Origin of the sequence: Paenibacillus sp. FSL R7-0048 (assembly GCF_038004505.1) — a bacterium.
Taxonomy (GTDB): Bacteria; Bacillota; Bacilli; order Paenibacillales; family Paenibacillaceae; genus Paenibacillus_AQ; species Paenibacillus_AQ odorifer.
Map to the genome: position 1 here is coordinate 5,766,765 of NZ_JBBORF010000001.1, position 15,301 is coordinate 5,782,065.

General features: G+C 49.3%; 10 protein-coding genes. All 10 read right to left on the reverse strand.

Features of this window, described 5'->3' with window-relative positions:
* Positions 1–2: 2 nt before the first annotated feature.
* Positions 3–1,379, reverse strand: coding sequence for a bifunctional folylpolyglutamate synthase/dihydrofolate synthase (locus NSQ91_RS25635; RefSeq protein WP_076129399.1), 1,377 nt, complete (start codon positions 1,377–1,379; stop codon positions 3–5).
* Positions 1,380–1,384: 5 nt separating this feature from the next.
* Positions 1,385–4,084 carry a valine--tRNA ligase gene (locus NSQ91_RS25640; protein ID WP_076129400.1) on the reverse strand — a complete coding sequence of 900 codons (2,700 nt, stop codon included), beginning with the start codon at positions 4,082–4,084 and terminating at the stop codon, positions 1,385–1,387.
* Positions 4,085–4,665: 581 nt separating this feature from the next.
* On the reverse strand, positions 4,666–6,033 hold the full coding sequence (locus tag NSQ91_RS25645; protein ID WP_076194487.1) for a LysM peptidoglycan-binding domain-containing protein: 1,368 nt from the start codon (positions 6,031–6,033) through the stop codon (positions 4,666–4,668).
* Positions 6,034–6,364: 331 nt separating this feature from the next.
* Positions 6,365–7,300 carry an RluA family pseudouridine synthase gene (locus NSQ91_RS25650; RefSeq protein WP_340920430.1) on the reverse strand — a complete coding sequence of 312 codons (936 nt, stop codon included), beginning with the start codon at positions 7,298–7,300 and terminating at the stop codon, positions 6,365–6,367.
* Positions 7,297–8,598 (reverse strand): glutamate-1-semialdehyde 2,1-aminomutase, encoded by a 1,302-nt coding sequence (gene hemL / locus NSQ91_RS25655; RefSeq protein WP_370511266.1) that lies wholly within the window; start codon positions 8,596–8,598, stop codon positions 7,297–7,299. The genes NSQ91_RS25650 and hemL overlap by 4 nt, the downstream gene beginning before the upstream one ends.
* A gap of 82 nt (positions 8,599–8,680) precedes the next feature.
* Complete coding sequence (gene hemB, locus NSQ91_RS25660) at positions 8,681–9,679, reverse strand: porphobilinogen synthase (protein ID WP_076129402.1); 999 nt, start codon at positions 9,677–9,679, stop codon at positions 8,681–8,683.
* A gap of 831 nt (positions 9,680–10,510) precedes the next feature.
* Complete coding sequence (gene cobA, locus NSQ91_RS25665) at positions 10,511–12,058, reverse strand: uroporphyrinogen-III C-methyltransferase (protein WP_340920432.1); 1,548 nt, start codon at positions 12,056–12,058, stop codon at positions 10,511–10,513.
* Between the two features lie 5 nt (positions 12,059–12,063).
* Positions 12,064–13,017, reverse strand: coding sequence for a hydroxymethylbilane synthase (gene hemC / locus NSQ91_RS25670; protein ID WP_076129403.1), 954 nt, complete (start codon positions 13,015–13,017; stop codon positions 12,064–12,066).
* 803 nt (positions 13,018–13,820) lie between these two features.
* The gene (locus tag NSQ91_RS25675) at positions 13,821–14,468 is read right to left on the reverse strand and encodes a precorrin-2 dehydrogenase/sirohydrochlorin ferrochelatase family protein (RefSeq protein ID WP_340920434.1); all 648 of its coding nucleotides are present in this window, start codon (positions 14,466–14,468) and stop codon (positions 13,821–13,823) included.
* 5 nt (positions 14,469–14,473) lie between these two features.
* Positions 14,474–15,301: a cytochrome c biogenesis protein CcsA gene (gene ccsA, locus NSQ91_RS25680; protein ID WP_076129405.1), complete on the reverse strand. Its 828-nt coding sequence runs from the start codon at positions 15,299–15,301 to the stop codon at positions 14,474–14,476.

Consider the following 15,301-nt stretch of genomic DNA (forward strand, 5'->3'; position numbering starts at 1 on the left):
CGTCACCAGCCTTTTTCAGTATCGGGTTGCTGCAAAAGTGTACCGCGCACGTCAGAAATCAAATACAGCGTACCAGATACGACGGCAAGGTCATCCTCCGCTGTAATCGACTTCAGTTGTTGCAGCGCTTTTCCCCAATTATGTTCTACTATGATTACCAAGTTTTCCTTGGCATATTTATCCCGCAGACTTTCTGCGATAACCTGCAGATGCTCCGCGTCCATTTTGTTCTGGAAATCCGGTTCGGTCAGGATGAGCGTATCCACTATAGGCAGTATATGCTTAAAGTAGGATTCATGATGCTTATTTGCCATCATTCCCATAAGTAAATTTAATTTACCGTATTTATAGAGCTGTGGCAGGCTTTTGGCAAGGCTCTCCGCGCCTTCCGGATTATGTGCTCCATCCAGTACGATCCTCGGAGATTTACTTACCTCTTCCAGCCTTCCAGCCCAAAATGCATGACGCAATCCTTCCAGAACATCTTCATCCTCTAGCATGAACGCCATATACTGGCGCAAAACTTCAAGAACCATCATAGCTCCCGCCGCATTGCTAATCTGGTGTTCGCCTTTCATCACAATCCCAAGTTCAAGCGAACGGAAGGGACCCTTAAAGTTAAAGGTCTGCACATCCCCATGGATTCCAGTAGCTTCATAGCTAAAATCTTCTCCGGCAAGATAAAGAGTAGAGCGGCAAGCCGCCGCTTTCTCCTTGAGTACAGCCACGACTTCCGGTTGATTTACGCAGCTAACAACAGGTACACCGGGTTTGATAATCCCGGCTTTCTCCATTGCAACCTTCTCAAGCGTATCTCCCAGAATATCCATATGGTCATGGCCGACATTTGTAATCACCGACACGATCGGAGTAACGATGTTCGTTACATCCAGCCTTCCCCCAAGCCCAGTCTCCCATACGACAACATCCGGACAAGAAACACCCGCAAAAAATAGAATGGCCACAGCTGTAGTTACCTCAAACATCGTTGGTGAGCCAAATTCCGTTTCTGCAATCTCATCTACCAAAGGACGAAGGGTATTCACTAGCTCAAGAAGAGTTTCTTCAGGAATGTCCGTATTATTATATTGGAACCTGTTCGTGAACTTCGTAATATACGGAGACGTGAAGGTGCCGACAGAATAGCCGCTTTGCAAAAGTGCGCTTGTCAAAAAAGCACAGGTGGAGCCTTTGCCGTTGGTACCCGCCACATGAATAAATTTCAGCCGACGGTGCGGGTTTCCCAGCTTGTCCATCAACATCTCAATTCTGTCTAAACCTGGCCGGATTCCAAAAGGAATCAGGCCCTTGATCCAGTTAACCGCTTCGGTATATGTCGCAAGAGGGGCGGTGCTCCCGCCCCGATTTAGGTCATCCATGTCTCTTATCCTCTCAGCTCTGCTATGCGGGCAAGTACTTTCTCACGTTTGGCAGAATAATCTGCCTGCTTCGCCTGCTCCTCTTCGATAACTTTTGCGGGAGCTTTGGCCACGAAGCCCTGATTGCTCAACTTTTTCTCTACGCGTTCTACTTCGCTGTTCAGCGTCTGCACTTCTTTTTCCAGACGAGCGATTTCTTGTTCAATATCAATCAGCCCCGACAAAGGCAGAAGCAGTTCCGCTCCCGTTACTACAGCGGACATTACCTTGTCTGGCGTTTCCGGATTCAGGCCAGCTTCGAAAGAAGAGGTATTGCAGAAACGTCCGATGTAGTTGTCGTTACGAGTAATGATGCTCAGTGTTTCCTCATTGCTCGCTTTAATAATCAAATCAACCTTTTTGCTCATCGGTACATTTACTTCAGCACGGATATTACGAACTGCCCGGATTACATCCATCAGCAGGTTCATTTCCGCTACCGCTTGCGGGTTCTCCAGAGCAGCATCATACTCAGGCCAAGCAGCCAAAGTGATTGTCTCTCCTTCATGCGGCAGATGCTGCCAGATTTCCTCCGAAATAAACGGCATAAACGGATGGATCAAGCGCATCGTGCGGTCGAGTACATAAGCAAGTACGGACTGTGTCTTCGCTTTGGCTGCGGCATCCGTTCCGTAAAGCGACAGCTTCGCGAACTCAATATACCAGTCACACAAATCGTCCCAAATGAAGTTGTACAGCTGGCGGCCGGTCTCGCCGAACTCGTACGAGTCAATTAGACGCGTAATTTCACGAGAAGTTTCGTTCAGACGGTGTAAAATCCAACGGTCAGCCGTAGTTAGCTCCCCAGTAATGTCAATATTCTCGAAGCTAACTCCTTCAAGATTCATGAGGGCGAAGCGTGACGCATTCCAGATCTTATTAGCGAAATTACGCGCCTGCTCTACCTTTTCCCAACGGAATCGTAAATCCTGACCCGCTGTGCTGCCGGTAGAAATCATATAACGCATAGCATCTGCGCCATACTTCTCGATAACCTCAAGCGGATCTACACCGTTGCCGAGTGATTTGGACATTTTTTGTCCTTCAGCATCCCGTACCAAACCATGCATCAATACGTCCGAGAATGGTTTCTCTCCGGTGAATTCCAGTGCCGAGAAGATCATCCGCGCTACCCAGAAATAAATAATATCGTAGCCCGTTACGAGCACATCGTTCGGATAGTAACGTTTGAAATCTGCACTGTCTTCATTCGGCCAGCCTAGGGTTGCAAACGGCCAGAGGTTGGAGCTAAACCAAGTATCCAGCACATCCTCGTCCTGTTTCAGGTCGGTTAAGCCGCTGATCCGGCGCGCTTCTTCCTCGTCATTCGCCACAACCAGCTCACCGGTAGATTCAGAATACCAAGCCGGAATACGATGCCCCCACCAAAGCTGACGGGAAATACACCAGTCGCGTACGTTTTCAATCCAGTTCAGGTAGGTTCTCTCGAACCGTTCAGGTACAAAGTTAACCCCATTACCATCCTTCTGTGCATTGATGGCAGCTTCGGCGAGCGGCTGCATCTTCACGAACCATTGTGTGGACAGGTACGGCTCAACAACCGCTCCTGAACGTTCACTGTGTCCAACTTGATGCACATGATCTTCAATAGAGATCAGAACGCCTTGCTCCTTCAGATCCGCCGTGATGGCCTTACGGCATTCACTCCGGTCTTGACCTTGGTAAGGTCCTGCTTCTTCGTTCATCGTACCGCTCTCATCCATTACGTTGATCTGCGGCAAATTGTGCCGTTGACCTACCTCGAAGTCATTTGGATCATGAGCTGGCGTGATCTTAACCGCACCGCTACCAAACTCTTTATCTACATACTCGTCAGCGATAATTGGAATCTCCCGGCCGATAATCGGCAGGATCAGGGTTTTACCAATCAGATCTTTATAACGATCATCCTCAGGATGAACAGCAACTGCCGTATCACCCAACATCGTCTCCGGACGTGTGGTCGCTACAGTGATATGTCCACTGCCATCTTTAAGGGGGTAACGCAGGTGGTACAGATGACCGTTAACTTCCTTATATTCAACCTCGATATCCGACAACGCCGTACGAGCCGCCGGGTCCCAGTTGATGATACGTTTACCGCGATAGATCAAGCCTTTATTATAAAGCTTAACAAATACCTCGCGAACTCCCTTCGACAAACCCTCATCGAGGGTAAAACGCTCGCGGGAGTAGTCAAGGGAAAGTCCCATTTTTGCCCACTGCTCATGAATGGTGTTCGCGTATTTATCTTTCCAATCCCACACCTGCTCCAGGAACTTCTCACGTCCGAGGTCATGTCTGGAAATCCCCTGCTCGCGCAGCTTCTGCTCTACCTTCGTTTGTGTTGCAATACCTGCGTGGTCCGTACCTGGTAACCAAAGCGTATCGAAGCCCTGCATCCGTTTAGTACGAATCAGGATATCCTGTAATGTGAAATCGAGCGCATGCCCGATGTGCAGCATTCCTGTTACGTTTGGCGGCGGGATCACAATACTATAGGCTTTAGCATCCGGACGTTGGCCTGCACGGAAATATCCGCCCTCTGTCCAGTAGGAATACCATTTCTGTTCTGCTGCCTTCGGATCATACGTTGTTGGCATCTCGTTTTTAGATTCATTCGTAGCAGCAGCATCTGCCGCTGTTAGATGGTTTTGGTCAGCCATTCTCTGATACCTCCACTAGTTTACTTGTAGTTGCTTATAGTTGTTAATAAAGTTGCTGTATAGAGCGCACAGGTCTCTGAAAAAAACAAAAAGACCCCTCGTCTCAAAGGACGAAAGGTCATTCTTTCGCGGTACCACCTTTGTTTCGCGCCAATGAAAAATAAAACTACACTTCTTACCCTACGGATTCAGAAGCTTAGCGCGACACTCGTACAGATAACGGCTGCTACCGGCCACAACCTAACTTATCCTTCACAAATATGAAGATAAGCTCAGAAGGGCGACTCCGGGGCGACTTCGGGGGCTGTTTCCTACGGAATGTCACAGCACTTGCAATTCCGCTCTCTGAAGGGCTGACCGCCTACTCTTCCCGTTCCCAGTCTTTACTTAGATATTGCTTACTCCATAATACATTTTGAGCCCCCCCTAGTCAACCTGGATACGCCTTTGCAGCGGGACTTTAGGCTGAATTTCGACTTATTTCTTCTGAAGCATCCCTTCCAACAATGAAACAGCAAAAATCCCGATCCTAATACCTGATCGGGATTCACCTATTCATGTGTGTACGCATCACGATTCGATTACGGGATGTACAACACTTGACCTTCCTCTACACTCTGCCCGGATAAGCGATTATACATTACCAGCTCCCGCGCACTTAGCTGATACTTCTCTGCTATGGTATCCAGTGTTTCTTCACGCTGCACAATACACAGCCGAACTTTGCGGAACATGTTAGCTCCATCCGCGCTGGCAATGAATCTGCTCTTCCATTCCGTATTATTGCCAACCTCTGGAACGTCCACTGCTGCAGATGTGTTTCCTTCCGACTGCAGAGCTTCCTGCTCTTTACGGACACGACTGGAGCTTAGTAAAGAGGAGAAGGTGAGATGTTCTTTTTCCGGAATTTCTGCTTCTTTTTTACTGCCCAAGGCGATCTTAAGATCTTGTTTCTCCTCATGAGAAGCCACACTCTCTTGTGAAACAAAAACTTCGTTCGCATTCTCATTAATCGGCGCAGTATTCTCTTCTTGCTTAGGAAGCTCATTATTAGCCTCATTTTCAGAAGCGAACACAGGGATATCCTGAATTGCATCTGCACTAACGGCTAGAACAGCGGTCTCTCTAGGAGTAAAATATTCCTCTGCCGACTGTTGGTTCTCTTCGCTCACATAGCTTGCTTGATTCAGCTGAGACACCTCAACCTCTTTGTTCTGGGCCTCGGCTTTAAACCAGTAATCGGATAAACCCGCTTTAGCATCCTCAACTTGGGACTCCAGACTATGTGTCCGTGCTTTAGCTCCCTTGTCCTTCTCCTGACCGGATGAGAAATTGACTACAGGGGACGTATGAGCGGCTCCACTTGAGACTAATGATTCTTCTGCTTCCTGTTCATTCGCTTCGGCATGCTCATGTTCTTCTACAGCAACCTGTGAGGCATCCTCACCGAAGGTCCACTGAGAATTTTCATAAAGTGCATCATTTTCCTGTTCTTGTAGCTCCGTAGTAGCTTCTACCCTGTCATCATTCACAGGAGAATAGGCGACTGTATACTCCTCTTGCTGCCAGGCTGGTTGAGGTTGAGGGTCCGCACCACCGATCCCCCGCAGCGATAACACACCTGTTATATTCACAGTGCGCATCGTGAGCAGATCGATATCAAAATTCTCAATCTCTACCCCAATATCTTCAATTGAGCTGACGCGTGTAAGCGGAACAGTGATTTCCACGGGAATGGCATGCTCCAGACGTTGTGTTCGGTCATCTTCACTCCGGTAAAGCCCGGTAAGCAACAGCTGACCATATAACTCGGCCCGATCCTCCCGCTGAATCACCTGAATTTCCGGAAGTAGTTCAACCTCCTCCAGCTCAGCTATTCCCGGAAGCTCTTCCGAAAGGTGAATGCGTTCGTAAATATCAAACCGCAAGCCGTGGGACTGATCAAACACGGGATATGTCCTCCTTCTTGGCATAATCTAACCCTGAGACAGGCCCAGAGCATAAGCCCAAAATGTTACTCCCCACATGTATATGCTTCAAACAGAGAGGCATGACAACTTTGGTAGTACTAACCGGACAGGATGCTAATAAATTTCATGAATTTAAGAGCTCACCAAACCCTCAGCCTGCTGATAGATGCACTACTTCGTAAGAACAAAGTATTATATGCTGCTTTTATTAATAAGACATGGATAGATGTTTTTTTTCTGAAAAAATAGAAAAAGAACAGCAGAACCAGCTTTTGCTGATTCTACTGTTCCTTAGCCACTTACGTATCTGTCAGGGTGCTTCAGACAGCAGCTCTCGCAGCTGCAGCATATCCTCCGGCCACGGATCGCTAACTTCCAGCTGTTCTCCGCTCCAAGGATGGCGGAAGGACAATGCCTCGCCATGCAGGGCATGGCGGCCGGCAGCGCTGGAAGCCCAGATCGGACCGCCATATAGTTCATCCCCATACAAGGGATGACCCATATGGCTGAGATGAACGCGAATCTGATGCGTCCGTCCAGTCTCCAGCTGCACATGCACTAGGCTTCCGCCATGCAGTGCCTCGCGCTCGATGATTCGCGTCACGGCAGATTGTCCGCCGGGCGAGACCCGTCTGCGCGCAGCGTGATGCCGATCGCGCCCAATCGGGGCATCGATCACCTTAAGCGCGGGCGGCACGATGCCTTCAACGATCGCGGCGTAGTGCCGCGAGATGCTTTTTTCACGCATATTCTCGTCCAGGACTAACTGTGCGAACTCATTTTTCGCATACATCACCGGACCCGTTGTATCTTTGTCCAAGCGGTGAATATGGCGCACAGCCACATTTTCGCCGGAAGTGATATAATGCGCAGCTACGAGGTGATCCAGAGTTACACCTGTTCCACTGCCATCGGGATGTACCGCCAGCCCAGCTGGTTTATGAGCTACCAGGCAAAAATCATCCTCATACAGCACCTCAAGCTCTTCCCATATCGGTTCAAGCCCCGCTTCACGATCGGGAAAAAGCGCCAGCCGAAGCCGGTCGCCTTTCCACTGAATGCCTCCCTCGCGGCGTAACCGCAGATGAAGTTTCTCGGGCATGCCTACAGTTTCTAACAGCCACTTGTCAATCATTGCCTGCGTATCCTCGGCTCCAGTAATGATTTTGCCGGGTGTTACCTCCAGCCACTCTCCACGCCGGGTCCAAGCGCCACCACCGGTTCTTTCTCCGGCTCCGATGCTCAAAGGGCCTTCAGGGCATTATAATGGCCCTCAATGGTATCATCAATATCTTGCTCACTATGTGCAGCCGATATGAACATCCCCTCAAACTGTGAAGGTGGCACACTGATGCCTTGGTTTACCATATGACCAAAATAACGACGGAAAAGATCCGTGTCACTGGACTTAGCCGTTTCAAAATTGATTACAGGTCCTTCAGTAAAGAATGGGCAAACCATTGATCCTACCCGGTTGATAGTGAGCGGAATGCCAGTCTCAATTGAATTCTTTTTCAAACCCGCTTCCAGACGTGCACCCAATTGTTCCAGACGATCATATACTTCCGGGGTCAACAGCTTGAGCGTAGTATATCCGGCTGCCATCGCTAAAGGATTACCACTAAGTGTGCCCGCCTGATAAATCGGTCCAGTAGGAGCGATTTGCTCCATGATCTCTCTTTTGCCGCCATAAGCACCCACTGGAAGTCCGCCGCCGATAACTTTGCCAAAACAAGTAATATCCGGAGTAATCCCGAACAAGCCTTGAGCACAGCCACGATTAACACGGAAGCCTGTCATAACCTCATCAAAAATAAGCAGCGAACCATTGTCAGAAGTTAATTTACGAAGCCCTTCCAGGAAGCCTGGAAGCGGTGGAACCACGCCCATGTTGCCGGCAATCGGCTCTACGATCACTGCGGCAATCTCATTGCCAAAACGTTCGAAAGCAATCTGAGTGGACTCCAAATCATTGTAAGGAACCGTAATGGTATTCATTGCAACGCCTTCTGGGACACCCGGGCTATCCGGCAAGCCCAATGTAGCTACACCAGAGCCAGCCTTAATAAGCAGACTATCCGCGTGACCGTGGTAGGAGCCTTCAAATTTCAAGATTTTGCTGCGTCCAGTGTAACCACGTGCCAAACGAATCGCGCTCATCGTAGCTTCCGTTCCAGAGTTAACCATGCGTACGATATCTACAGATGCCACTCGTTCAACAACGGTTTTTGCCATTTCCGTTTCCAGTAGCGTTGGAGCGCCAAAGCTTGTCCCTTTTACCGCTGTCTCCTGCAATGCCTTCACAACCTCAGGATGCGCATGACCCATAATCAGCGGACCCCATGAGAGCACATAGTCGATAAAGCTGTTGCCGTCGATATCAAAAATACGCGAACCTATCCCATGATCCACATAAATCGGAGTCAGACCTACGGATTTAAACGCCCGTACAGGGCTGTTCACCCCGCCGGGAATATATTGTTTTGCTTCATCAAAAGCCTTCCGGGACGCTTCCTCTTTACGCGCCATTGGCACATTACTCATGTATCTTCACTCCTATTCTCTTCTTGGTTACACAAGCTTGTACAAACATATATTAGCTGCCGCGATGTCGGTGTGATGAAGATTAGCCGCGCAGCCAGCGGGCTGCATCTTTTGCAAAATAAGTAATAATAATGTCCGCACCAGCACGTTTCATGCCCGTCAGCATTTCCAGCACAACGGCTTGCTCGTCGATCCAGCCTTGCAATGCCGCTGCTTTTACCATGGAATATTCTCCACTCACATTATAAGCCACCAAAGGAAGATCAAACTGATCACGAATCGTACGAATCACATCTAGGTAAGCCAGAGCTGGCTTCACCATTAACATATCCGCGCCTTCCAGCACATCGGATTCTGCTTCACGGAGTGCTTCGCGCAGATTGGCAGGGTCCATTTGATATGTTTTGCGATTCCCGAACTGTGGTGCTGAATCCGCTGCTTCGCGGAAAGGGCCATAAAATGCCGAAGCATATTTGACCGAATACGACATAATCGGCACATGCTCAAAGCCGTTCTCATCAAGTCCCGCACGAATTGCGTGAACAAATCCATCCATCATGTTGGAAGGGGCGATAATATCTGCTCCAGCTTTTGCTTGGGATACCGCCGTACGAGTCAAAAGCTCCAGCGAGGCATCGTTGATAACATCGCCATGGACCACACCATTCACCGTATGCGTATGCACCATTCCACAATGTCCGTGATCCGTAAATTCACAAAGGCAGGTATCTGCAACGACCAACAGCTCTGGGTACCACTGCTTGATCAAGCGAGTAGCCTCTTGCACAATTCCATCCTCTGCAAAACCGGAAGAACCGATAGCATCCTTCGTCTCAGGAATCCCGAACAACAATACAGCCGGGATGCCTAGTGCGGCAATCTCGTCCACTTCTGCTTTTAACGTATCCAGCGAAAAATGATACACACCCGGCATCGAGCTAATCTCATTCTTCACACCTGTTCCATAAGTCACAAAAATAGGCTGTACCATATCCAGCACATTCAGTATCGTCTCCCGCACCATGCCACGAATTCCAGCAGAGCCGCGCAAACGGCGGTGACGTGTAATTGGAAAGCTCATTTGTTCATCCTCCTGAAAAATAAAATATAAAACCAAATTATGTGTCTGGCAGCAAACTACAACTATCCGCAGCCAAGTCTAAATTAGCTACAACCAAACCGCCGACCACAGGCTAACTGCGTATAGTTGTAGTTTGTGCAACTATCTCGATGTTTTGTCCTAATTGTAAGCTTTAGTTGCATTCTCTACAGTTATTTATTACAAAAGTGCGAAGATTCCTCATTTAGCGGATATTTAATTGCACATACTACAACTAAACTCGGCTTTAGCTGATATATAGGAAATTTAATTGTATAAAGTACAACTAAACCTAAACCTCAAGCAGATCTGCTCACATTAACCTACTGCATATTCTCTACATACCAGTTAGTTTACAACCAAATATTATCCTCCGGACTCCATAAGTCACTACGTTCGGAGTTCAATTTATATGTTACTTGAAGGTGGCGATGTGGCACTTTTGAGCGTAGATATAACGGCGCGTAAACCAACGGCGCGTAAACCAACGGCGCGTAAACCAACAAATGTTAGTTAGTAAAAGTAACCGCTAACTCATTAATAACTACCAACTCACGTGTAACCACGAACTCACATGTAACTACGAACTATTTAGTAACCACGAACTATTTAATAACAAAGAACAAACTCTAGCCTGTAATGTAACTAATTATAAGCTGAGCGCTATATTTCTAAGCAGGCACTGCCTTTCTCCGTTGAACAGCTACTACTCTCCCCGCAGAGTAATCAGCTTCTACCTTCCCACCAGAAAGTAAGCTGCGTAAACTAAGCACACCTGTAAACTATTGCTTCGTTCTATCCTCGATCCGAGCGCTACTGCAGCTGAGTCTCCGCATTCCAGCGGCAGAGCTCCTGCACCAAACCATCTATGGTTGCCTCTTCAGGCAAGAGTCCCGGTGTCAGTCCCGCGTCTACCGCAGTCAGCTCCGTTAACGGGCCGATGCAGGCGATTTTCACATTTGCAAGCAGCGGGAGCGGATCTTCAAGCCCCATCCGTTTCAGGATGTGTATGAAATTACGTACGGTTGACGAGCTGGTGAAGGTTACCGCGTGAACGCGACCTTCCTCTAGCAGCTTCAGCAGCTCGACGTCATCCTCACCCGTGACAACCGTCTCATAGGTATCCACGTCTGTCACCTGAAGGCCAAGCTCTCTCAGCTTGTCCAGCAGCCAGTCCCGCGCCAGATCGCCGCGCGGCAATAGCACGTTCTGCCCCGGCAGCAGCTGGGGACCGAACGTCTCAATCAGACCTTCCGCCTGAAACTTCGCCGGAAGTTCCTCAGCAATCACCCCGCGCTGCGCCAGCGCGGCGGCTGTGCCTGGCCCCACCGCTGCAATACGCGCGCGGTGTAGCCCGCGAATGTCCGCCCCCAGCTCCGCCAAGTGGCGCCAAAAAAACTCCACGCCGTTCGGGCTAGTGAAGAATACCCAGTCGTACGATTCCAGCGCGCCAAACGCCGCTGCAATCTTCGCCTTCTTCTCTGCCCCTTCTGGCATGATCGTCTCGATCACCGGGAACTCGTAGGGTTCCCCGCCGAGTTCTTCAATTCTATCCACCAGCTCGCTTGCTTGGCTGCGAGCCCGTGTCACCACGATGCGTTTGCCGAATAACGGCATCGCCTCGACCCACTTCAGCTGCTCACGCTGCAGCACCACGTCGCCGACGACGATGACTGCCGGCGGCTGAAAATCCGCCGCCTTCACCTTCGCCTCAATATCGGCGAGGGTTCCCGTCAGCGTCTCCTGATCCGCTCGTGTGCCCCAGCGCACAAGTGCCACTGGTGTTTCTGGCAGCCGCCCGTGCTTGATCAGCTGAGCGCTGATGTAACCTATTTTAGCTACGCCCATTAGAAACACTAACGTTCCCGTGGCGTTCGTTACTTTATCCCAATGAATGGAATGATCCAGTTTATCCGGACTTTCATGCCCGGTGATAATCGACAGGGAAGAGGCATGATCGCGGTGCGTAACAGGTATACCCGCATAGGCAGGTACACTGATCGCTGACGTGATGCCCGGTACGATTTCGTAATAGATCCCATTTTTGCGCAGCAGCTCCGCTTCTTCACCCACCCGGCCAAAAATCGTAGGGTCCCCACCCTTAAGCCGCACCACTGTTTTCCCCTGTAAAGCCAAATCAACTAACAATTGATTAATCTCTTCCTGCTTCATCGTGTGGCGATCCGGCAGCTTACCTACATAAATCTTCTCCCCGCCGGGTTTCATGCATTTCAGCAATCTAGGACTTGCCAAGCGATCATACACCAGCACGTCGCTTTTTTGGATACACTCGAGGCCTTTCACAGTAATCAGCTTTGCGTCCCCGGGACCTGCACCTACCAAATAAACCTTCCCCGTCAATCCACTCATCCCCTAACGTCTGACAGTATCTTCTCCGCTCCTCTTGCAATCAGCTTTTTAGCGACTTCTTCGCCGAGCTGTACCGGGTCAATCCCCGTGCAAGTTTCTTTCAAAATCGTTGAACCGTCCGGTGTTCCCACCATCCCCGTTAACGAGATTACTTTGTGCTCAGCGGTAGCAGCTTTGGCGGCTGTGTCAAGCACCGCATGAGCACCAATCGGCACTTGGCAGCCGCCATTCAGCACGCCAAGGAACGTGCGCTCCGCCGCTACCGTCAATGCCGTATCGGCATCGTTGTATAATGCCAGCAGCTTCCGCAGGTCAGCGTCATCTGCGCGGCATTCGATGCCGAGTGCGCCCTGCCCTACAGCGGGCAGGCAAACCTCCGGCGGCAGGTAGGCGCTCACGCGATCCTGCCAGCCCATGCGCGACAGCCCCGCCGCTGCCAGCAGGATTGCGTCGTATTCGCCGCTCTCCAGCTTGCGCAGCCGCGAGTCAATGTTGCCGCGCACGGGCTCAATGACCAGATCAGGCCGCAGCGCAGCGAGCTGGCTGGATCGGCGTAGGCTGCTTGTGCCTACGCGTGCACCCTGAGGCAGCTCGTCTAGCGAGACGCCTCCGTTAGAGATCAAAACATCACGCGGATCGACACGCTTCGGCACAGCACCATTGATCAACCCATCCGGTAACTCGGATGGCATATCCTTCATGCTGTGCACCGCCATGTCGATTTCTTTTTCCAGCATCGCTTGCTCGATTTCTTTCACGAACAACCCTTTGCCGCCTACCTTGGATAAAGTAACGTCAAGAATGCGGTCACCTTTGGTGACGATCTTTTTCACTTCAAAAGTAAAACCAAAACCATGCTCCTCGCTAAGTCGCTCCAGATCAGCAATCACATGTCCCGTTTGCGTCAACGCAAGCGCGCTTTGTCTACTCCCCACTATAACCTTACGCATTTGTCCATTCCTCCTGGTAACGTTCGCCTCTTACTCTTCACCGCAAAACCTTGCACTAGAAATCCAAACCCAAACTAACCAATTAACTACTCTCACTCTAAAAAAGGCATTATTGCCTTTGAATTCGCTACTTCGGATAATTCCCGCCGAATTTGAGGCATTTTTGCCTTTCATAAGCTCCTTCGGCGATTGTTGCTCATTTATAGGGCATTTTTGCCTCTCTTTTTGCTAATTTGGCTGTTGTTGTTCAATTTAAAGGCATTTTTGCCTTTCTTTTAGCTCCTTCGACGACTGTTGCTTATTTAGAGGGCATTTTTGCCTCTCTTTTTGCTAAATTGGCTGTTGTTGCTCAATTTAAAGGCATTTTTGCCTTTTATTTAGCTCATTCGGCGACTGTTGCTTATTTTAAGGGCATTGTTACTATACATTCCGCCATCCCAGCCACTTAAGCCCAATTCAACAGTATTTATACCGTACATTCCACCATCCAAGCTACTTAAGCTCAATTCAACGGGATTTATACCGTACATTCCACCCTCTAAGCTACTTCATCCCAATTCAACGGGATTTATACCGTACATTCCACCATCTCAGCTACTTAAGCTCAATTCAACGGGATTTATACCGTACATTTCACCATCTCAGATACTTAAGCTCCATTCAACGGGATTTATACCGTACATTCCGCCATCTAAGCTACTACGAGCCAAATCAGCCATATATCATGTTACTCAAAACCGCTCATCCACTTCATATCTTAATCTAACCCAATTTTCTAATCTTTACAGTGTCCACGCGCACTTTTACTCCACCCGTTGCTCAGCAATCCAAGCGTCCATATCCTCCGGACTCCACGCTATGAAGGTACCCATACTCATCTCGTTCAACACATCCAGCGTGCCAAGCTTCCGCAAAAGCCTTCCACGAACTTCAGCAGAAGGTTCATTTTCCTTAATCCGGGTACGCATAGCATGCACAAAATCCAAATATGGTTCATATGCCGCATCCAGCGCTTTTTCAAGCACATTTTTGATCTTCGTTGCCGCAAGCGGGCCAGCACCCGAAGTAGATACAGCTACTGTCAAACGTCCCCTCCGAACCACTCCGGGCGTGATAAAGTTTCCCACTTCCGCATGGCTGGCCACATTCACATGAATTCCAAGCTGCCTTGACTCCCGCGCAACCTCTTCATTAACCGCCCTATCGTTAGTGGCTGCATATACGAGAAAGGCCCCACGGAGATCTCCGGGAGCATAAGTACGGTCCATCCAGATCAGAAGACCTTTTTCAGCTAGAGAATCAAGCGGATCTGTCAAAGAAGGACTAATCACCTTAACCGCCGCTCCAGCTTCCAACAGTCCGCTCACCTTACGTTCAGCCACGACACCACCGCCAATAACCACACAGTGCTGCCCTTCACAATCCAGCATTATGGGTAAATAACGCGCCATGCCCCTCACTCCCCGCTCCAACCGTGAAAATCAGACCAAGAATTCAACAGAAAATTTAAGATAATAAAAGCATATCCTAAAATCGCCCAGCGAGCCATACTTACTCCACTTTTCCGCCCGGACTTCTTAAAGATAATATAAAATATGTAAATCCCAAGACCGATAAGAGTCGTTAATACTTTTAAATCCTTCAATAAAAGCGTCCGTCCCTCAGATACTATAGATAAACCCGCCACCACCAGTGATATTCCCAGCAAAGGAGTGCCCACCAAAATAGCGGTGTAAGAGTATTTATCTGTAGTCTCCAGGTTCGGCAAACGACGGATCCGGTCGCTCCATTTCTTGCTTTTGAGTCTGGTGTGCAGGAACAAGTATAATATTGCAAAAACCGTCCCTAACGTCAGTGCTGCAAAACTCAAATTTGCCAAAATCACATGCATCGTCAGCCAGCCATACACCGCACTCCAAGTCTCGAGCGTATGCCCACCCGCCGTCAGCCAGACCCGATTAAGCAGAAAAACACTAAACCCGGCCATACTGAGCAGCAAAATCGTAAACTCGCCACCACGTGTAAACGCCACCGCAAGCGAAGTCAGCACAATACTAAACGCAAACCAAAACAAGAAATCATAAGGTGTAAAAATAGGCAGGCCTTTCTCCTGAGAGAAACGAATTCCAAGCCCTGCAACTTGCAAAAGACCCACAACAACAAGAAGCCCCGTGCCTAACCGCTTCCCACCCGGACTCCTTTTAAGGCAATCCGAGAAAACAAACAGCAGGCTCAGGGCATAGACCAGCAGAGCGGCGTCATATATTCCGTTCAGCAGTTGCAT